The sequence below is a fragment of the Providencia alcalifaciens genome (genome assembly GCF_915403165.1).
GTDB classification, from domain to species: Bacteria; Pseudomonadota; Gammaproteobacteria; order Enterobacterales; family Enterobacteriaceae; genus Providencia; species Providencia alcalifaciens_C.
Genome location: NZ_OU659204.1, coordinates 951,458 through 970,435, shown reverse-complemented (window position 1 = coordinate 970,435; position 18,978 = coordinate 951,458). Strand labels below are relative to the sequence as shown.

Genomic DNA, 18,978 nt, shown 5'->3' with positions numbered 1-18,978 from the left:
TTAATCCTTCTCTATCTGAGCTGGTTTCAGAGTACGTAGACCCCAAATCAGCATACCGATGATAAAGAATGCACTTGGCGCTAACAGGAATAAGCCGTTTGGCATGTACCAACCACCATTTTGCAGTGATTCAAATACCGTAATCCCAAACAGTTTACCTGAACCAAATAGCTCACGTAGGAAGCCAACCAGTACCAGAATCACACCGTAACCAAGACCGTTACCGATACCATCCATAAAACTTTCGATTGGTGGTGCTTTCATCGCATACGCTTCAGCACGCCCCATCACGATACAGTTGGTGATGATCAAACCAACGAATACGGAAAGTTGTTTCGAAATTTCATAGGCATAGGCACGTAAGATTTGGTCAACCACAATTACCAATGATGCAATAATTGCCATTTGAACAATAATACGAACACTGCTTGGAATGTAATTTCTAATTAATGAGATAAAAAAGTTAGAGAACGCGGTAACTAGCGTTACTGCGATGGTCATCACCAATGCAGTTTCAAGTTTAGTGGTAACCGCTAATGCGGAGCACACACCCAAAACCTGCAATGCAATCGGGTTATTATCTAACAATGGTCCAAGTAGGACGCGTTTTACTTCTTTAGAATCAGCCATTATTCAGCGCTCCTTCACGAACTTTTTTCAGGAACGGACCAAAACCGTTATCGCCTAGCCAGAAATCAAACATATGTTGAATACCGTTTGAAGTCAGCGTTGCACCTGAAAGACCATCGATACCAAATGGGTTATCGGTGGCACCACCACGCACGATTTTGATTGCAGGGATACCCTGCTCATTGAACAGTTTTTTACCTGGCCACTGCGCTTTCCATTGTGGGTTGTCAACTTCACCACCCAGACCCGGCGTTTCACCATGCGCATAGTAGGTAATACCACGAGAGGTTACACCATCGATATCCACTGCGATAAAGGCGTACATCACTGACCATAAGCCTGAACCATAAACAGGCAGAATCACTTGGGTCACTTTCCCTTGTTCATCTTTGACCAGATAAATTTCAGCGCTATTAGCACGACGGCGAATTTTCGCAATGTCTTCTTCTGGGGATAACGCGATGCTGGTCTCTTCGCTACGCAGTTCGCTATTTAAGTCAAAACGACTTTCGCTGTTGGATAGCTCATTCGTTTTGAAACTCAGCAACTTAGGCTCAATACGTTCGCCATACACTTTTTGAATTTCTTCGGCGCTCATTTTAGGCTGCAACAGACCTGCAACACTCAAAATATTACGCTGAGTATCTAACATCATTTGTTCTTGTTGCTGAGGTTTCAGACCAACCGCAGCACCGGCAACAACGACGGAACAGACTAAGCAGAGAATGAAAACAACGATAAATGTTCTGCCGACGCCATCTTTATTTACTGGTTTATCATTAGCCACGGGCTTTTCTCCGTTTAATATTTGCTTGAACGACCATATAGTCAAACAGAGGAGCAAACAGGTTGGCGAACAGGATTGCGAGCATCATCCCTTCAGGGTATGCAGGGTTCACAACCCGGACAAGTACGCACATTACGCCGATCAAAATCCCGTAAGCCCACTTACCTTTATCGGTAAAGGAAGCTGAAACAGGGTCTGTCGCCATAAAGATCATACCGAAAGCAAATCCGCCTAAGACCATGTGCCACCACCATGGCATAGCAAACAGTGGGTTGGTGTCTGAACCGATAAAGTTGAACAGGTAAGACATGGCAATCATACCCAGCATCACACCCGCCACGATGCGCCAAGAGGCGATACGGAAGAAGATGATAAATGCGCCACCGATGAAGATCATCAGGGTAGAAACTTCACCAATTGAACCCGGCATGTTACCTAAGAAGGCTTGCATCCAAGTGATTGGCTCGCCAGTTACTGTGTTTACCAGTGAACTCACACCACCCGTCGCCCATTGGGACAGAGGCGTTGCACCAGAGAATCCATCAGCAGCAGTCCAAACTAAGTCACCTGAAATTTGCGCTGGGTAAGCAAAGAAAAGGAAAGCACGACCCGCTAACGCAGGGTTAAGGAAGTTACGACCTGTACCACCGAAAATCTCTTTTGCGACAACTACACCGAAAGTGATACCGAGCGCCGCTTGCCATAATGGAATGGTAGGCGGAACAATCAGCGCAAATAAGATAGAGGAGATAAAGAAGCCTTCGTTGATTTCATGACCACGGATCATGGCAAACAACACTTCCCAGAAACCGCCGACCAAGAATACCACTAAGTAAATTGGCAGGAAGTAAATCGCACCTAGCAGCATTTTACTGCCCCAGCCAGCATCAGGTGCTAAAGAAGCGCCTAATAACTGTGCCAGAGAATAGTGCCAGTCACTCGCTAAAACTTGTTGTAGTTCAGCGCCACTGTATAAATGATGCAGCGCGGGAATAGCTTGGTTACCGACGTTATACATACCCCAGAACATCGCTGGGAAAACCGCAAGCCAGACTAAAATCATCATGCGCTTGAGGTCGATAGTATCGCGTACGTGTGAGCGACCTTTTGTCACCGTGCCCGGTGTATAGAAGACTGTCGCAACAGCTTCATACAATGGATAGAATTTTGCTAATTTTCCACCGGGTTCAAATTGGTGCTCATATTTTTCAAGTAAATTTTTCAGACCCATGGAATTACCCTTCTAGCTCAATCTTGGTCAGGACATCACGCAGCACTGGACCATATTCATACTTAGCTGGACACACATAGGTGCACAGTCCCAAGTCTTCTTCATCGAGTTCCAGACAACCCAGTTCCTGAGAAGTATCGGTGTCCCCTGCAAGCAGATCACGCAGTAAGTGGGTGATCATAATATCGAGAGGCATGACACGCTCATAGTTACCAATTGGTACCATTGAACGCTCACCGCCATTCATCGTCGTGGTAAAATCGAAGCGTTTATTCTTCAAGAAATGCCCGATGGTGGTACGCGTGATAGTGAACTTATTCACGCCCGGCATAATCCATCCAAACAGCTCTTTTTCACGACCTTCCGCTAATACAGAAACCTGGTTATGGAAACGGCCAAGATAATGATGAGCATCATCACAAGTCACTCCCCACAGCACAGAACCAGAAATAATGCGGTTCTCACCTGCTTTGAGCTGACCTTTGGTTAATTCATAGATATCCGCGCCAAGACGAGTACGCAGCAAGCGAGGTTTCTCAACTTGCGGGCCGGCGACAGAGACAATTCGGTCAGTATAAAGATGACCAGTGGTAAATAATTTACCGATGGCAATCACATCCTGGTAATTGAGGCTCCACACTTTTTTGCGAATACTTACAGGCTCAAGGAAATGAATATGAGTCCCTGCTAAGCCTGCTGGATGTGGTCCTGCAAATTGTGTATATGTGATTTGTGCATTAGCGACTTGTTTCGGAAGCTCGCCCACACCATGACAAACATGCACTTTGCCTTTAGTCAGTCGGCTCAGAACGATGAGACCGTCAGTAAAGGCTTGCGCATTTTCGCCAATAATAATCGAAGGATCTGCAGCAAGAGGATTGGTGTCAATTGCAGTCACAAAAATCGCTGCGGGGGATGAACCTGGCTCTGGAGAACGACTAAATGGGCGCGTTCTTAAAGCAGTCCATAAACCGGATCTTAAAAGATTTTGTTCAACCTGCTCTTTCGTCAGTGATGGGAGTTGGTCGGTAGAATAAGACTCGAAAGTCTCTTGTTCGTCACCATCGATTTCGATAACAACGGACTGAAATACACGACGCTCACCGCGATGAATAGCAATAATTTTACCGCAGGCTGGGCTAGTAAATATCACGCCAGGATTCTTTTTATCTTCAAAAAGAACCTGCCCTTTTTTTACACGCTCACCTTCTTTCACCAGCATCGAAGGACGCATTCCGACATATTCTTCACCTAGCACCGCTACGTGTTGAATTTTCGGGCCGTCTTCTATCACTTGGGCTGGCTCACCTGCTATTGGAAGGTTAAGGCCTTTTTTAATTTTAATCATAAGATCTGCACAAGTTTATCAGTTAAACCCTAAGCTAACGATTCAGCAATGAATGATAGCGACTCAATAATAAAAAATAACTCAAGTTGCTTTCGCCACTCGAGTAAGTAAATCTAACAATATTGCTACACTTTCTCTTCTTCTGCCGAGGTCAATTTTATCAGTTCCCTCGTCCTCTGTCCGGTTATAGAAGTGACCTAGTTCAAGCAAATCGCAATAAAATTTAAAATTTTGTTGCAACAACTCGTAAATACCTACATGTTGGCTCACATTTATCGAGTGTCGATTAATTTGTAGTCAATAATGATTCATTAGAAAATTATTAACTTGATATATTAAATTTTGTTCCATTCGTCTAATATATGTTGAATTTGGTCCATTTTTAATCAGCTTATTTTTCAACATTTGGCTTAATTATGCATATAAGTAAAACTATCGGTGTCTATTTACTCTTCACATTTGCAGCACCTGCATTTGCGCAAAAAGAAAATACATTATTTTCCTTTAATAATAAGCCAACTGTTCAGCCTGACTCATCGATATTTATTCAAATATTTAAGCAAGAGGGTGTGCTTGAGCTCTACCAAAAAACAGCCGTAGGAAAGTATAAATTAGTCAAAACCTACCCTATCTGTAAGTTTTCTGGTGGACTAGGCCCTAAAAAGATAGAAGGTGACTTAAAAAGCCCTGAGGGGTTTTATCAGATCACGCGCTCACAACTCAATCCAAATAGTCGATATTACCGATCTATTAATCTTGGATTTCCTAATGAATTCGATAAGACGCAGGGATATTCAGGTAACTATCTGATGATTCACGGTAGCTGTGTGTCTGTCGGGTGTTATGCAATGACAGATAAATCCATGGGTGAAATTTATCAAACCGTGGAACAAGCACTTCAAAATGGTCAACCTGCCGTTGATGTGAGTATTTATCCATTTCGCATGACTAAAATGAATATGCTGCGTTATCGCAATTCAACGCATTATGCTTTTTGGAAACAGCTTCAACCTGCTTATGATTATTTTGAGCGAACCGGCAAACCTGCTGAAATATCAGTAACATTAGGTAAATATCATGTTAACAGCATGCCAGAAACGCCCACTAAATTATTGGGATCTAAATCACAGTATACGTTGACCACGGTGGAATAGCACAAATTCACCGGGTTCGATTTTTTGCCACGTCTCGTTGCCTGTTAAGGGCGCTGTGGCAATGACAGAAACAATATCACTAGGCGTTGTGCACTGTTGAAAGTCAATCTCGATATCCTGATCCAGCAATTTCGCTTTACCAAACGGTGCTCTGCGCGTGATCCAATGCAGTTTTGTTGAGCTAAACGCCATCAAATATTGCCCATCGGATAACAACATATTAAACACCCCTTTTTCACGCAGTTGCTGCGCAAGTGTGCCAATAAAACGGAAAACGGCTTTCCAGTTTGTTGGCTTTCTTGGGTATTTTTGATTCAGTTGATGCAAAATCCAGCAAAATGCCCATTCGCTGTCAGTTTCACCGATTGGTCGATAGTGCCCCGTCTTTAATGAACGAAATCCTTTCAATTGCCCATTATGTGCATAAGTCCAGTTTCGTCCCCATAATTCCCGTGTAAACGGATGGGTATTCACCAGTGAAACATCCCCTCGGTTCGCCTGACGAATGTGCGCCACAATGCTTTCCGATTTGATGGGATATTCCTGCACAAAACGCGCTACAGGGGAGACAAAGCTAGGTTGAGGATCTTTAAATGTGCGGCAGCCTAGACCTTCGTAGAAAGTGATCCCCCAACCATCTTTATGTGGGCCTGTCTGCCCACCTCGGGAAATCAGCCCACTCAGACTAAACGTAATATCTGTTGGTACATTGGCACTCATGCCAAGCAACTCACACATTTAAAGTCTCCTACAACTTAAAATGGTTACTTAACCATCTCTTTTTCAATTAATTGGATCAAAATATGGATCACTTTGATGTGGATCTCTTGAATGCGATCAGCGTAACCAAAATGTGGAACACGGATTTCAACATCTGCGCTTCCCGCCATTTTCCCGCCATCTTTCCCTGTCAGGGTGATCACTTTCATGCCTTTCGCTCGTGCCGCTTCAATAGCGTTAATAATATTGCCAGAGTTACCTGAAGTCGAAATGCCAAGCAGCACATCGCCTTTTTGCCCTACCGCTTCCACAAAGCGAGAGAACACAAATTCATAACCAAAGTCATTGCTCACGCAAGAGATGTGGCTAACATCAGAGATAGCAATCGCTGGGTAACCAGGTCGATTTTCACGATAGCGTCCCGTTAATTCTTCCGCAAAGTGCATTGCATCACAGTGGGATCCACCATTACCGCAAGAGAGAACTTTACCACCCGCTTTAAAAGAGTCCGCCAGCAATACTGCAGCCTTCTCAATCGCTTGCAGATTTGCATTGTCACTTAAAAAGTTTGATAGCGTCTCTGCCGCTTCAGTCAGCTCACCACGGATCAAATCTTGGTACATGAGTTTCCCCTTAATTTTTACGAATGCTTGATGGAGATAATTACGCCTTTATAGGTAATTTATCTTTGATTTCTCGATTGTTGCACAGGGTACATTTTGTTTCTACTTTTGATTGTACCGTATGGGGTATGGTTGGCGAAATCTCCAACAGTGCGCTTCTGCTCTACGGCTAGCTAAATTCTGGCTATTTTTCATCCGCCGCCCCTTTACAAAATGAACTGATGATTTTGTGAGCCAAGTTGTAATTAAGATGTAAATGCCTTGCTAATTGTTTATTACTAGATATAGATTAATAAAACAAACAGGTCAGACCTCTTACAAGTAGACAGGAGTTTCACTATGATCCTTCTCAGTATTGTTTTATTTATTGCGTTAATCGGTGTGCTGAGCTACCACAAAAGCTCACTCATTCTGAGCGCTATTATATTACTGGCTTATACCGCAGCAATGGGAGCCGCCAATGTCTGGAGCTACTGGATGCTGTTACCCGTCGCTCTGGTTTTACTACCATTTGTCATCACGCCAATTCGCCAATCTCTGTTTTCATCAAAAGCGATGACAATGTTCCAGAAAGTGATGCCACCGATGTCTAGCACAGAAAAAGAAGCGATTGATGCTGGAACCACTTGGTGGGAAGGTGACCTGTTCCGTGGGGCACCAAATTGGAACAAACTTCATAATTACCCAAAACCACAACTCACCGCTGAAGAACAAGCTTTTATTGATGGTCCAGTGGAAACCGTCTGCGGTATGGTGAATGATTTTGAAGTCAGTCATGAACTCGCAGATTTACCACCAGAAGTCTGGCAATACCTACGAGATCACCGCTTCTTCGCCATGATCATCAAAAAAGAGTATGGCGGATTAGAATTTTCAGCCTACGCGCAATCTCAAGTATTACAAAAGCTGGCGGGCGTTTCTGGTATTCTTGCTATCACTGTGGGTGTTCCAAACTCATTAGGTCCGGGTGAATTACTGCAACATTACGGTACGGATGAGCAAAAAAATCGTTATTTGCCGGGCTTAGCTACTGGTGAAGAGATCCCATGTTTTGCATTAACCAGTCCAGAAGCGGGTTCCGATGCAGGAGCAATCCCTGATACTGGTGTTGTCTGTATGGGAGAATGGCAAGGTGAGCAAGTATTAGGCATGCGCTTAACTTGGAACAAACGCTATATCACCCTTGCGCCAATCGCGACTGTATTAGGCTTAGCCTTTAAATTAACTGACCCAGATAAGCTACTGGGTGGTGAGAAAAACCTCGGTATTACCTGCGCCCTGATCCCAACAAACACCCCAGGTGTTGAAATTGGCCATCGCCACTTCCCATTGAACGTACCATTTATGAATGGTCCAACTCGTGGGGAAGATATTTTCGTGCCTATCGATTACATCATCGGTGGTCCACAAATGGCAGGACAAGGCTGGAGAATGCTGGTGGAATGTCTGTCTGTAGGGCGTGGGATCACCTTGCCATCCAACTCAACAGGTAGCTTGAAGAGTGTCGCAATGGCAACGGGTGCTTATGCTTATATCCGCCGTCAGTTCAAACTTCCTATCGGAAAAATGGAAGGTATTGAAGAGCCTCTTGCCCGTATTGCTGGTAACGCCTATTTAATGGACGCCGCAGCCACCTTAATTACCGCCGGCATCATGCTGGGCGAAAAGCCAGCGGTGCTCTCCGCCATTGTGAAATATCACTGTACCCATCGTGGCCAACGTTCAATTATTGATGCGATGGATATCACGGGTGGTAAAGGCATCTGTTTAGGAAGTTCCAACTTCGTTGCCAGATCATACCAAGGCGCACCTATCGCCATTACCGTTGAAGGTGCCAACATTTTAACCCGTAGTATGATCATCTTTGGGCAAGGCGCTATCCGTTGCCATCCATATGTACTTGATGAAATGGCAGCAGCCCAAGACAATAACCTAAACAAATTCGATAAAGCAGTATTCGGTCATATTGGTCATGTGATCAGTAATAAGTGTCGTAGTTTCTGGTTAGGTTTAACCAATGGACGCGGTAGCAGCGCACCAACTAAAGATGAAACTCGCCGTTATTACCAAATGCTTAACCGCCACAGTGCTAACTTAGCCCTACTCTCTGATGTTTCTATGGGGGTTCTCGGTGGTAGCTTAAAACGTCGTGAACGTATCTCCGCCCGTCTTGGGGATATTCTGAGTCATCTGTACCTTGCTTCTGCAACCTTAAAACGTTATGAAGATGAAGGTCGACAAAAAGCGGATTTACCACTGGTGAAATGGGCAGTTGAAGATTGTCTGTATCAATCAGAAAAAGCGATGGACGATTTACTGAAAAACTTCCCTAATCGCTTGGTTGCTGGCGCATTACGCATTGTTCTGTTCCCGACAGGCCGTGCAATGTCGATGCCATCTGACCGACTGGATCACAAGCTGGCACAGTTGATGATGGAGCCATCGGAAACACGCGACAGAATTGGACGTGGTCAATTCCTAACCCCTGTAGAGAACAACCCGCACGGCTTAGTGAACCAAGCACTGTATGACATCATTGCTGCAGAGCCAATTTTCGAACGTATTTGCCGCTTAAAAGAGCGTAAATTCAGCTTTACGCGTTTGGATAAATTAGCTGACCAAATGTTGCCAGAAAACATTATCACCCAAGAAGAAGCCGATATTTTACGTAAAGCCGAAGCCAGCCGCTTACGTACTATTAATGTCGATGAGTTTGATTTCGATGATTTAGGTGTGGTTCCATCAAAAAAGCCACACACTGAGTCAGAGGATGAATCTCAGTCTAAAAAGAAAAAAGCGGCTTAATTAAGCTAACGCGCTAAAAATTGTCGTCACGCTAAAAACAACAAGGGAGCCATTGGCTCCCTTGATTTATGTTCATTTATTAATATGAATTAATTTACAGTTCTAAGGCTAATAACTCTTGGATAGTCTGACGACGACGAATTAATGTGAGTTTTCCATTAACGAACATAACTTCTGGCAATAATGGACGGCTATTATAATTCGATGACATCGACGCGCCGTAAGCCCCAGTGTCATGGAAAACCAAATAATCCCCAACGTTGACTGCTGGCAGCAAGCGAGTTTCCACCATGCCACCTTCTAGCTGGGTAAATACATCTCCAGATTCACACAATGGCCCCGCCACAATGGTCTCTTTTAATGGCTGATTGCCTAATGAACAAAAAACAGCGCTGCTGCCGTCTGCAGGCAATACCGAAATATGGTGATAACTGCCATACATCGCAGGGCGCATTAAATCGTTAAAACCGCTATCTACCAGCACATAATGGCGGCTGCCCATATCTTTAACCGCACGCACTTGCGCCAGTAAAACACCCGACTCCGCCACTAAATAGCGCCCCGGCTCAATTTCTAATTCAATCGAATGCCCAAGATGCTGCGCGATACGCTGACGCGCGTTATCCCACAGGCTGTAATAGTGCTGAACATCAATGATTTCATCGTGCTCACGATAAGGCGTTGATAAACCACCACCCGCCGAGATAGCCTCAATATCCACGCCCGCAGACATCACCAGTTCCACCATGGAATCACACACATTGGCAAGATGCTGATAGTCCACACCGGAGCCAATGTGCATGTGAATGCCCACTAACTTCAGGTTGTACTGTTGAATTTTCGCTAATGCTTCCGGTAAATCTTGGTGCCAAATCCCGTGCTTGCTGTTCTCTCCGCCCGTATTGGTTTTTTGGCTATGGCCATGCCCAAAGCCCGGATTGATACGCAGCCAAACTGGGTGACCAGCTTTATGCTCACCAATTTGTTGCAGCATATCGATAGAGCCCGTATTCACAGGAATATCTAATTCGGTCACTTTCAGCAACGTTGCTGGATCTAACACATCCGCCGTAAACACGATTTCCGATTTTTCACGACCCGGCTGAAAACCCGCCACTAGCGCACGCTCAATTTCACCCAATGACACCGAATCCACTTTCACGCCCTGCTCACGCATCAGGCGCAAAATATGAATGTTGGAACAGGCTTTTTGAGCAAAACGAACGGTATCGAACACTTTCAATTGTTCAATACGGTCAATAATCACTTCACTATCATAAACCCAGACAGGCGTACCAAACTGCTCAGGCAGTGCACGTAAATGTTCAGGAGTGAGATACTGGCTGGTGGTGTTGGCGAATGTGGTCATCGGAACCTCGTTGGCAAGTTTTATTATAGTAAGTTCGATTATTAGACGAATAAGACGGGAAAAAAAATATCCTTTTTGCTAAAGTCTATTCATATTTGATATAGAAATACGAGAGGAACAATCATGCAGGCAATTTCTTGGCGACATATTGAAATTTTTCGTGCGGTAATGACCACCCCCAACCTCACGGAAGCAGCAGCATTGCTAAATACCTCTCAGCCAACCATCAGCCGAGAACTGGCGCGACTCGAGCATTTATTACAGTTTAAATTATTCGATAGAGTCAAAGGTCGCTTACACCCAACGGCGCAAGGCTTACGCTTTCATGAAGAAGTCGAACACTCCTATTATGGTTTGGAGCGTATTCGCAACTCAGCAGAAACTATTCGACGCTTTGAACACGCTCAAATTTCCATTGCCTGCTTACCTGCATTTGCACAATCTTTACTGCCACAAGTTTGCCAAGCTTTTATGGAAAATTACCCCGAGGTGAACTTAACGGTGATCCCGCAAGAGTCCCCCGTGCTAGAAGAGTGGTTATCCGCCCAGCGTTATGATGTGGGGCTAACTGAGCACTTACAAACCCCGCCAGGCACGGAACAACTGACATTGGGTTCATTAAATGAAGTTTGCGTGCTACCCGTTGGGCACCCTTTCGAGCAGAAAAAAGTCCTCACTCCACAAGATTTTCATCAACAGCGTTTTATTAGCCTCTCCCTCACAGATAGCTATCGGCAAATCATTGATACCACCTTTGCCGAGCATCAAGTTGAGCGCAAAATGGTGATGGAAACCCATTCAGCTTCTTCTATTTGCGCCATGACCTTAAAAGGAATTGGCGTCTCTATCGTCAACCCACTGACTGCATTGGATTTCTATCAGCAATCAGCAGGCAAACTGGTGATCCGCCCTCTCAGTTTTTCTATCCCCTTTACTGTCAGCTTAATTACGCCGAATCACCGCCCATCTTCGCAGATCACCCATATTTTCACTGAACATTTGCAACGTACCTTTGTACAAATTGAGCATGACCTCGCCTTAGCGCTGCGGCATCAATGAGAGCCAGTCTGGGGACGTTTTAAACCAGTTAGCAAGGAAGTCGATCACTGCACGCAATGGTGTTGGCATATGCTGCCGACTGGTATAGACGCCGTAAATACCAAGTGGCATCGGCGTGTAATCCGGTAGCAACTGAACCAACTTCCCCGATTTCAAATAGCTCGCCACTGAATAGTAAGGCTGCATCGCAATGCCCGCACCGTTTAATGTTGCCTCCATTAAAAATACTGACTCATTGGCACTCAGACGTCCATCCACCAACACTGTCGAGGTTTCCCCTGCTTTTTCAAAGCTCCACATGCTACGCCCAAAAAAGCTGTAAGTTAGGCATTCCATCAGAGCCAAATCTTCGGGCTTAGTGGGTAAGTTTTTACCTTGTAGAAACGTCGGCGAAGCGCAAATCACGGAATGACAGATCGATAGTGGCTTGGCAATTAAATTCGGTTCTAACTGATTGGTGATACGGATAGCCAGATCGATTCGCTCCTCGATTAAATTCACCGACTTATTCGAGATCTGCATATCAATCATCATATTGGGATACATTTGCAAAAACTCAGAAATGGCTAGAGACAACGCACTTTGAGCGATGGATTGAGAGCAACTAATCCTCACCAAGCCCGCTAACGCTTTCGTATCATGTTTTTGCTCAACCGGAACGCTTAAAGAGATAGCATTTAGCTGCAATGATTGCTGATAAACCCCTTCACCCGCTGACGTTAAACTTAAGCGCCGCGTAGTACGGTTAAGCAAACGCACCCCCGCCCACTGCTCCATTTCTGCCAAATAGCGCGTCACCATCGCACGGGACATATCCAATTTATCAGCCGCACCGCTGAGGCTACCTTGTTCTACAATAGTAATGAACACCTGCACAGCTTTTAATCTATCCATATCATTCGACCGATTTATGCAACAAAGATGACCTGATTATGGCGTTTTTCTCACCTTAATTGCAATTTAATATACACACCAAGCCAAATCAGGCACACAACATGACTCAACATTAGGATAAGAAAATGAAATTATCGACCGTATTAACTGCAACCGCCTTTGCTACTGTCACTCACTTTGCTCAGGCTGCTAACTTAACCTTAGATGTTTATAACCCAGGCAATAACAGCGTGTTCCCTGTCTCCTCTGAAATTATCAGCGGCGATAAAGAAGTGGTTTTGATTGATGCACAATTCCAAAACAATGATGCGCAGAAACTGGTCGACAAAATCAAAAAACTGGATAAAAAGCTGACCACCATTTATATCAGCCACTCTGACCCAGATTACTATTTTGGTTTAGAAACGCTGACAAAAGCCTTCCCTGATGCCAAAGTGGTTGCGACACAACAAACCGTTGATGCGATTAACGCCACTAAAGATGGCAAACTGGCTTACTGGGGCGGCGTCTTAAAAAATGAAGCACCAAGCAAAGTTGTAGTGCCTGAAGTTATCAAAACCAATCACTTCACTGTGGATGGTGAAGCTTTAGAAATTAAAGGGTTAGATGGTGCATCACCAGACAGAAGCTACGTGTGGGTACCTTCACTCAAAGCTGTTGTCGGGGGTGTCGTTGTTTCTGACAATATCCACGTTTGGGTTGCCGACACACAAACCAAGCAATCACGTCAAGATTGGCAACAAACGCTAGAAAGCATCAAAGCGCTGAAACCAAACGTTGTTGTTCCGGGGCACTTTACGGGTAAATCCAAAATGGATCTGGCGAGTGTGACCTTTACCCAGAAATATTTAACGGACTTTGAAAAAGCTAACAGCCAAAGTAAAAATTCCGCAGAACTTATCAAGAAAATGGAAACTCGCTACCCAAGCTTGGATGATAAATCCAGCTTAGAATTAGGCGCTAAAGTGGTAAAAGGCGAAATGCAGTGGCCACAATAAGTCACTAATACGCTAAGACCAATTGTGACGGAGATAGCGCTAGCTATTCTCCGTCAGTTCGCTGTTTTTCAGCGATTTGAATAGAATGATAAAATCAATAATTAGAGAGAATAAAAACCATGAACACAATTACCCTACATTATATTTATGACCCTTACTGTGGCTGGTGTTATGCCGCGGCACCTTTAATTGCGATTGCAGCCAATCACCCAAATATTCACCTAGAATTACACGGAGGAGGAATGCTTGCGGGTGATGCTCGCCTGCATCTTGATGACCAATTCCGTCAATATATTTTGCAATCAGATAAACGCATTGCTGCAATGACGGGGCAAGTTTTTGGTGATGATTACATTGCGATGTTGCATCAGCCAAACGTCGTGATGGATTCCGCGCCACCACAAACCGCCATTTTGGCCGCAACAAAACAGGGCAAAGGCGTTGAAATGCTCAAAGCATTGCAAAAAGCCCATTACGTTTCGGGACGCCAGATTAAACAGCCAGAAATCTTAACGGAAGTGGCGCAAGAAATTGGTTTGAATGTTGAGCAGTTCCAACATGATTATGACCAATGTGCACAAACTGAAACTGACGCTCACATTGCCCAGAGTAAGCAATTGCTTGGTCAATCCGGCTCATCTGGATTCCCAACGTTGCTAATCGAGCAGCAAGGCAAATGGCTGCGCGTACCACTGCAAAACTACCTTGGCGAGCCGGAAAAATGGCAACAATTTTTAGACTCACTGGTAAAAGCGGCTAATTAGGATGCCAGCTAAGCAGCAGCCAAAAACTGGCACTGCAAATAATGGCGGGACCAAACGGAATGCTCTGCACGAATTTCTGTTTGCCTCGCCTTTTGTATTTGCCATGCCATGCGCACCAAAGAAAATGCAGTAAACCTAAGCTCGCCGCAAGCCCTAGAAAATAGGGGAGATTGAATACACCGAGCCACGTCGCGCACGCAGCAATTAATTTAAAATCCCCTCTCCCCATTTGCGGTCGCCGACGAATTTTCTCCACTAACGTAGTGATAGCCACTAACCCAATGTAACTGAACAGCAGCGCATAAATAGCGGATAACAAATTTCCCGCAGGCATTCCCCATTGAAATAACAGACCAAAAACCAATAACGGATAATTGAGGACATTCGGTAAATAACCCGTTTTGAGATCGATTAAACCTAACGGAATAACCAAATTAAAAAACAGAAATAATAAAGCAAGAACCGAAGGGGGATAACCAAGGAACGCAATCACTGTTCCCAATACCCAATAACCACCCCATACCCGATTGACGTCAATGGTAATACTCGGTAAATCAAAATAGCGGGTGGGAATCTCCCTCAGTAACCGAGTTGTCAGCCAAGCTGACAAGAGGGACAATACTGTAATTAGCGATATAGGTATTAAAAATCCATTTACAGCATCAATCATGGCGTTCTCCTTTTCCATGAGCGCTAAAGCGGGGTTTACTCGACAAACACAGGGCTTACTATACGGTGATGGATTCAGAAACCAACACTATAATTTCGTGGTTTTGGGTCGGTTTTATCGACAAATTTAGCGTAGATATGAGAGTGTGAAATGCAAGGCACAGACGAACTAAAAAATCCCTCTTTTTAGTTATAAACTCAGTCCGTCCTCTTGTTTTTCGAGATTTTGCCCCCATATCCTGCATCAGTTATCTTAATTATTGGACTAAGGAAAAATCATGCGCGTTCCACGCATTTATCACCCAGAGCCACTCCAAATTAACACCACCATTTCGCTTTGTGATGATGCAGCCAACCATGTGGGCCGAGTTCTTCGCATGACAGCCGGACAACAGCTAGAATTATTTGATGGAAGCAACCATATATTCCGCGCTGAAATTACAGAAGCAACGAAAAAAAATGTGTTTGTGACTATCCAAGACAGCACATTGGATGACCGTGAATCCCCATTAGATATTCACCTTGGGCAAGTCATGTCCCGCGGTGAAAAAATGGAATTTACCATTCAAAAATCCGTTGAACTTGGTGTCAATACCATTACTCCTCTGCTTTCAGAGCGTTGTGGTGTACGCCTTGAAGGCGAGCGTTTAGAGAAAAAATTACAGCAGTGGCAAAAAATTGCCATTGCCGCTTGTGAGCAAAGTGGTCGCAACCGCATCCCTGAAATTCGCCCCGTTCAATCCCTTGAAGCATGGTGCGTAGAAAATGACGGCGCGTTTAAAATTAATTTACACCCTCGGGCAAGTGAGAGCATCAACACGCTCCCCGCTGATTTAAAGCACGTAAGATTACTGATAGGCCCAGAAGGCGGCTTATCTGCTGACGAAATTGCCATGACAGCCGACTATCAATTTACTGATATCCTGTTAGGGCCACGAGTATTACGAACAGAAACGACCGCGCTAACCGCAATAACGGCATTACAAGTGCGTTTAGGTGACTTGGGTTAAGGAGATAAAATGATCAAGCTCGGCATAGTAATGGATCCTATTTCATCCATTAAAATCAAGAAAGACACCAGTTTTGCAATGATGCTGGAAGCTGCACGCCGCGGTTATGAAATCCATTATATGGAAATGAACGACCTGTACCTGCACCAAGGCGAAGCCCGTGCAACCACAAAGATTGTGACAGTCGAAGAGAACCCAACCAAATGGTATGAGTTCCACTCAGAGCAAGACATCGCCCTGAGCGACCTTGATGCCATTTTAATGCGCAAAGACCCGCCATTTGATACTGAATACATTTACGCGACTTACATCCTTGAGCGCGCAGAACAAGCGGGCAGCTTAATTGTCAACAAACCACAAAGCCTGCGTGACTGTAACGAGAAGCTGTTTACGGCATGGTTCCCTGAGTTAACGCCGGATACCTTAGTAACCCGTAGTTCTGAAAAACTGCGTGAATTCCATAAAAAACACGGCGACGTGATTTTTAAACCGTTGGACGGTATGGGCGGCGCGTCTATTTTCCGTTTGAAGAAAGAAGACCCGAACGTTGGCGTTATCATCGAAACGTTAACGGAGCACAATTCCCGTTATTGCATGGCGCAAAACTTCTTACCTGCTATCAAAGACGGTGATAAACGTGTGCTAGTGGTTGACGGTGAACCTGTGCCATATTGCCTTGCACGTATTCCTGCACAAGGGGAAACCCGAGGAAACCTCGCAGCGGGTGGTCGTGGTGAAGCCCGTCCATTAACAGAAAGTGACTGGGCGATTGCTCGCGCTGTCGCACCGACCTTAAAAGAAAAAGGTCTGATTTTTGTGGGTCTGGATATTATCGGTGATCGCTTGACTGAAATTAACGTCACGAGCCCGACTTGCGCCCGTGAAATTGAAGCTGCATTTGATATTTCCATCACCGGTATGTTGATGGATGCGATTGAGCGCCGCCTGAAAAAATAGTCTCTATGAAAAATAGCGTCTGTTAACAGATAAGTCTCCAGAAGGCAGCCTTTCGAGGTTGCCTTTGGCGTTATTTTTTTAGCCCATAGTTTTTGTTTTAACCCATAATGTTATCCCAACGAATAGGAACATAACCCCTGAGCTTGCCATTTATGAACTTACAGAATCATTTTTTAATTGCCATGCCTTCACTGACGGATCCCTATTTCGACCATTCCGTGGTGTATATCTGCGAACATAATGAAAATGGCGCGATGGGCCTCGTGATCAACAAGCCTATTGAGGATTTTTCCGTCGCGACCATGCTGAAAAAACTCGAAATTGACGTGTCTGACAATACCAACACACGAAATCTTGAAAAGATGGTGATTGCGGGTGGACCTGTTTCTGAAGAGCACGGGTTTATTATCCATACCCCTGTTACGGGTTATGCCGCAAGTTTGCGTCTTAATGACCACATTATGGTAACCACCTCTAAAGATATTTTAGAGACATTAGGCAGCGATCAGCATCCCATGAATTCCTTAGTCACTCTCGGTTATTCAAGCTGGGAACCTGGACAATTAGAAAGTGAAATTATGGAAAATAGCTGGTTGACCGTCAAAGCAGACCCTAATCTGATTTTTAATACGCCATTGAACGAACGCTGGAAAGCCGCAGGCAACCTTTTAGGTATCAACATCCATAATATCTCTATGCAAGCGGGGCACGCTTAATGTCAGCAAGAACTTTACTCGCCTTTGATTTTGGAACGAAAAGTATTGGTGTCGCTGTCGGTCAAGAGATCACCAGCACCGCCCGCCCATTAGCCTCATTAAAAGCCAGCGATGGCAGACCCGACTGGTCACAAATTGAAAAATTGCTCAAAGAGTGGCAGCCGCAGTTGGTGATAGTCGGGCTTCCTTTAAATATGGATGGCACTGAGCAGCTCGTCACTAGCCAAGCACGTAATTTTGCCAACCGCATTCACGGGCGCTTTGGTGTGCAAGTCAAGCTACACGATGAAAGACTGTCTACCGTAGAAGCCAAAGCGGGACTGTTTGAACAAGGTGGCTATCGTGCATTAAGTAAAGGAAAAGTGGATTCCGCCTCTGCGGTGGTAATTTTAGAAAGTTGGTTTGAACAAAATTACTAAAAGGCGCATCTTTACGTTTATTTTCCCCATTCAGTTGCTGCAAAGGTGCCGTTCGCCCTTAATATGTTTTACACTAGGGTTAATTCTCACTATTCACCGAAAGCAACTGAAAAACGGTATTGAATAACATGACCATTCAAAAAAACCTATCTGATGTCACTGAGCGTATTCATCTTGCTGCAACCGAGTGTCACCGCTCCCCTCAAGATATTACCCTGTTAGCTGTGAGCAAAACTAAACCTTGTGAAGCCATTATGGAAGCTATCGAGGCAGGTCAACGCCAATTTGGTGAAAACTATGTGCAAGAAGGTGTTGAAAAAATCCAGCACTTTGCAGAAAAAACCGACCTAGTTTGGCACTTTATTGGTCCACTACAGTCCAATAAAAGCCGCTTAGTGGCAGAACATTTTGATTGGTTCCATACTTTAGATCGCGCCAAAATCGCCCAACGTTTAAATGAGCAACGTCCTCAAGATAAAGCGCCACTAAATGTGCTGATCCAAATTAATATTAGCGATGAAAATAGCAAATCGGGGATAACCCTCGAGGAAGTGAATGAGCTTGCGGCTCAAGTCGCCCAATTACCCAATTTAATGTTGCGTGGGTTAATGACCATTCCAGCCCCAGAAACCGATTATGAGCGCCAATGCGCAGCATTTCGCCAAATGGAGCAGGCATTCGAGCAATTGAAAGCTAATTATCCTACTGTGGATACCTTATCCATGGGGATGACCGACGATATGCGCGCCGCTATCCACTGCGGGTCGACACTTGTCCGCATCGGTACCGCCATTTTTGGTGCCCGTCAGTACCATAATTAATCTT

Annotated in this window: 19 protein-coding genes; 10 read left to right on the top strand and 9 right to left on the bottom strand. The window is 44.7% G+C overall.

Annotated features, from left to right (window positions below):
• Genes LDO73_RS04270 through LDO73_RS04255 form a run of 4 tightly spaced genes read right to left on the bottom strand, consistent with a single transcriptional unit; the run spans nt 1 to nt 3,996 of the window.
• Nucleotides 1-630: an NADH:ubiquinone reductase (Na(+)-transporting) subunit D gene (locus LDO73_RS04270; RefSeq protein WP_154604565.1), complete on the bottom strand. Its 630-nt coding sequence runs from the start codon at nt 628-630 to the stop codon at nt 1-3.
• Complete coding sequence (locus LDO73_RS04265; protein WP_224060348.1) at nt 623-1,417, bottom strand: Na(+)-translocating NADH-quinone reductase subunit C; 795 nt, start codon at nt 1,415-1,417, stop codon at nt 623-625. The genes LDO73_RS04270 and LDO73_RS04265 overlap by 8 nt, the downstream gene beginning before the upstream one ends.
• Complete coding sequence (locus tag LDO73_RS04260; protein ID WP_224060347.1) at nt 1,410-2,648, bottom strand: NADH:ubiquinone reductase (Na(+)-transporting) subunit B; 1,239 nt, start codon at nt 2,646-2,648, stop codon at nt 1,410-1,412. The genes LDO73_RS04265 and LDO73_RS04260 overlap by 8 nt, the downstream gene beginning before the upstream one ends.
• Before the next feature lie 4 nt (nt 2,649-2,652).
• The gene (locus LDO73_RS04255; protein ID WP_224060346.1) at nt 2,653-3,996 is read right to left on the bottom strand and encodes a Na(+)-translocating NADH-quinone reductase subunit A; all 1,344 of its coding nucleotides are present in this window, start codon (nt 3,994-3,996) and stop codon (nt 2,653-2,655) included.
• Nucleotides 3,997-4,412: 416 nt separating this feature from the next.
• Here LDO73_RS04255 and LDO73_RS04250 point away from each other — a divergent pair, with 416 nt between their 5' ends.
• Nucleotides 4,413-5,150, top strand: coding sequence for a L,D-transpeptidase family protein (locus LDO73_RS04250; RefSeq protein ID WP_224060345.1), 738 nt, complete (start codon nt 4,413-4,415; stop codon nt 5,148-5,150).
• Here LDO73_RS04250 and LDO73_RS04245 read toward each other — a convergent pair.
• Together LDO73_RS04245 and lpcA are read right to left on the bottom strand one after the other, a co-directional pair.
• Nucleotides 5,121-5,888: a class II glutamine amidotransferase gene (locus tag LDO73_RS04245; RefSeq protein WP_154604561.1), complete on the bottom strand. Its 768-nt coding sequence runs from the start codon at nt 5,886-5,888 to the stop codon at nt 5,121-5,123. The genes LDO73_RS04250 and LDO73_RS04245 overlap by 30 nt on opposite strands.
• Nucleotides 5,889-5,914: 26 nt before the next feature.
• On the bottom strand, nt 5,915-6,493 hold the full coding sequence (lpcA, locus tag LDO73_RS04240) for a D-sedoheptulose 7-phosphate isomerase (protein ID WP_224060344.1): 579 nt from the start codon (nt 6,491-6,493) through the stop codon (nt 5,915-5,917).
• Nucleotides 6,494-6,832: 339 nt separating this feature from the next.
• Here lpcA and fadE point away from each other — a divergent pair, with 339 nt between their 5' ends.
• A complete protein-coding gene (gene fadE / locus LDO73_RS04235; RefSeq protein ID WP_224060343.1) occupies nt 6,833-9,298 on the top strand; it encodes an acyl-CoA dehydrogenase FadE in 2,466 nt (821 codons plus the stop codon).
• A 94-nt stretch (nt 9,299-9,392) separates the two neighbouring features.
• Here fadE and lysA read toward each other — a convergent pair whose 3' ends face one another.
• Nucleotides 9,393-10,667 carry a diaminopimelate decarboxylase gene (gene lysA / locus LDO73_RS04230; RefSeq protein WP_224060341.1) on the bottom strand — a complete coding sequence of 425 codons (1,275 nt, stop codon included), beginning with the start codon at nt 10,665-10,667 and terminating at the stop codon, nt 9,393-9,395.
• 123 nt (nt 10,668-10,790) lie between these two features.
• On the opposite strand from lysA, the gene LDO73_RS04225 reads away from it, so the two are divergent.
• The gene (locus tag LDO73_RS04225) at nt 10,791-11,726 is read left to right on the top strand and encodes a LysR family transcriptional regulator (protein ID WP_224060340.1); all 936 of its coding nucleotides are present in this window, start codon (nt 10,791-10,793) and stop codon (nt 11,724-11,726) included.
• On the opposite strand, the gene LDO73_RS04220 is transcribed toward LDO73_RS04225, so the two are convergent.
• Nucleotides 11,706-12,620: a LysR family transcriptional regulator gene (locus LDO73_RS04220; protein ID WP_224060338.1), complete on the bottom strand. Its 915-nt coding sequence runs from the start codon at nt 12,618-12,620 to the stop codon at nt 11,706-11,708. The genes LDO73_RS04225 and LDO73_RS04220 overlap by 21 nt on opposite strands.
• A gap of 125 nt (nt 12,621-12,745) precedes the next feature.
• Between LDO73_RS04220 and LDO73_RS04215 the strand changes: the two genes are divergently transcribed.
• Both LDO73_RS04215 and LDO73_RS04210 read left to right on the top strand, forming a co-directional pair.
• Nucleotides 12,746-13,618 (top strand): MBL fold metallo-hydrolase, encoded by an 873-nt coding sequence (locus LDO73_RS04215; RefSeq protein WP_224060337.1) that lies wholly within the window; start codon nt 12,746-12,748, stop codon nt 13,616-13,618.
• A gap of 119 nt (nt 13,619-13,737) precedes the next feature.
• Entirely contained in the window at nt 13,738-14,382 is a 645-nt protein-coding gene (locus tag LDO73_RS04210) for a DsbA family protein (RefSeq protein WP_224060336.1), read from the top strand.
• On the opposite strand, the gene LDO73_RS04205 is transcribed toward LDO73_RS04210, so the two are convergent.
• Nucleotides 14,375-15,052 carry a prepilin peptidase gene (locus LDO73_RS04205; protein ID WP_224060335.1) on the bottom strand — a complete coding sequence of 226 codons (678 nt, stop codon included), beginning with the start codon at nt 15,050-15,052 and terminating at the stop codon, nt 14,375-14,377. The two genes, LDO73_RS04210 and LDO73_RS04205, sit on opposite strands and share 8 nt — an antisense overlap.
• Before the next feature lie 277 nt (nt 15,053-15,329).
• On the opposite strand from LDO73_RS04205, the gene rsmE reads away from it, so the two are divergent.
• The 5 genes from rsmE to LDO73_RS04180 all read left to right on the top strand — a co-directional run bounded on the left by rsmE (nt 15,330) and on the right by LDO73_RS04180 (nt 18,974).
• Nucleotides 15,330-16,061: a 16S rRNA (uracil(1498)-N(3))-methyltransferase gene (gene rsmE / locus LDO73_RS04200; RefSeq protein WP_224060334.1), complete on the top strand. Its 732-nt coding sequence runs from the start codon at nt 15,330-15,332 to the stop codon at nt 16,059-16,061.
• A gap of 9 nt (nt 16,062-16,070) precedes the next feature.
• Nucleotides 16,071-17,018: a glutathione synthase gene (gene gshB, locus LDO73_RS04195; RefSeq protein ID WP_154604536.1), complete on the top strand. Its 948-nt coding sequence runs from the start codon at nt 16,071-16,073 to the stop codon at nt 17,016-17,018.
• A 152-nt stretch (nt 17,019-17,170) separates the two neighbouring features.
• Nucleotides 17,171-17,734 (top strand): YqgE/AlgH family protein, encoded by a 564-nt coding sequence (locus LDO73_RS04190; protein WP_224060333.1) that lies wholly within the window; start codon nt 17,171-17,173, stop codon nt 17,732-17,734.
• Nucleotides 17,734-18,153, top strand: a complete 420-nt coding sequence (gene ruvX / locus LDO73_RS04185) for a Holliday junction resolvase RuvX (RefSeq protein WP_224060332.1) — start codon at nt 17,734-17,736, stop codon at nt 18,151-18,153. Before LDO73_RS04190 ends, ruvX begins: the two co-directional genes overlap by 1 nt.
• 128 nt (nt 18,154-18,281) lie before the next feature.
• Nucleotides 18,282-18,974 (top strand): YggS family pyridoxal phosphate-dependent enzyme, encoded by a 693-nt coding sequence (locus tag LDO73_RS04180; protein WP_282560751.1) that lies wholly within the window; start codon nt 18,282-18,284, stop codon nt 18,972-18,974.
• The last annotated feature ends 4 nt before the right edge of the window (nt 18,975-18,978 follow it).

Excerpts from the sequence above, each read along its gene's own strand:
- LDO73_RS04180 (WP_282560751.1), top strand. The coding sequence starts at position 18,282 with ATGACCATTCAAAAAAACCTATCTGATGTCACTGAGCGTATTCATCTT.
- LDO73_RS04270 (WP_154604565.1), bottom strand. The coding sequence starts at position 630 with ATGGCTGATTCTAAAGAAGTAAAACGCGTCCTACTTGGACCATTGTTA.
- LDO73_RS04210 (WP_224060336.1), top strand. The coding sequence starts at position 13,738 with ATGAACACAATTACCCTACATTATATTTATGACCCTTACTGTGGCTGG.
- LDO73_RS04190 (WP_224060333.1), top strand. The coding sequence starts at position 17,171 with ATGAACTTACAGAATCATTTTTTAATTGCCATGCCTTCACTGACGGAT.
- lysA (WP_224060341.1), bottom strand. The coding sequence starts at position 10,667 with ATGACCACATTCGCCAACACCACCAGCCAGTATCTCACTCCTGAACAT.
- fadE (WP_224060343.1), top strand. The coding sequence starts at position 6,833 with ATGATCCTTCTCAGTATTGTTTTATTTATTGCGTTAATCGGTGTGCTG.
- gshB (WP_154604536.1), top strand. The coding sequence starts at position 16,071 with ATGATCAAGCTCGGCATAGTAATGGATCCTATTTCATCCATTAAAATC.
- LDO73_RS04255 (WP_224060346.1), bottom strand. The coding sequence starts at position 3,996 with ATGATTAAAATTAAAAAAGGCCTTAACCTTCCAATAGCAGGTGAGCCA.
- rsmE (WP_224060334.1), top strand. The coding sequence starts at position 15,330 with ATGCGCGTTCCACGCATTTATCACCCAGAGCCACTCCAAATTAACACC.
- LDO73_RS04215 (WP_224060337.1), top strand. The coding sequence starts at position 12,746 with ATGAAATTATCGACCGTATTAACTGCAACCGCCTTTGCTACTGTCACT.
- LDO73_RS04220 (WP_224060338.1), bottom strand. The coding sequence starts at position 12,620 with ATGGATAGATTAAAAGCTGTGCAGGTGTTCATTACTATTGTAGAACAA.
- LDO73_RS04250 (WP_224060345.1), top strand. The coding sequence starts at position 4,413 with ATGCATATAAGTAAAACTATCGGTGTCTATTTACTCTTCACATTTGCA.
- LDO73_RS04225 (WP_224060340.1), top strand. The coding sequence starts at position 10,791 with ATGCAGGCAATTTCTTGGCGACATATTGAAATTTTTCGTGCGGTAATG.
- LDO73_RS04260 (WP_224060347.1), bottom strand. The coding sequence starts at position 2,648 with ATGGGTCTGAAAAATTTACTTGAAAAATATGAGCACCAATTTGAACCC.
- lpcA (WP_224060344.1), bottom strand. The coding sequence starts at position 6,493 with ATGTACCAAGATTTGATCCGTGGTGAGCTGACTGAAGCGGCAGAGACG.
- LDO73_RS04245 (WP_154604561.1), bottom strand. The coding sequence starts at position 5,888 with ATGTGTGAGTTGCTTGGCATGAGTGCCAATGTACCAACAGATATTACG.
- LDO73_RS04205 (WP_224060335.1), bottom strand. The coding sequence starts at position 15,052 with ATGATTGATGCTGTAAATGGATTTTTAATACCTATATCGCTAATTACA.
- ruvX (WP_224060332.1), top strand. The coding sequence starts at position 17,734 with ATGTCAGCAAGAACTTTACTCGCCTTTGATTTTGGAACGAAAAGTATT.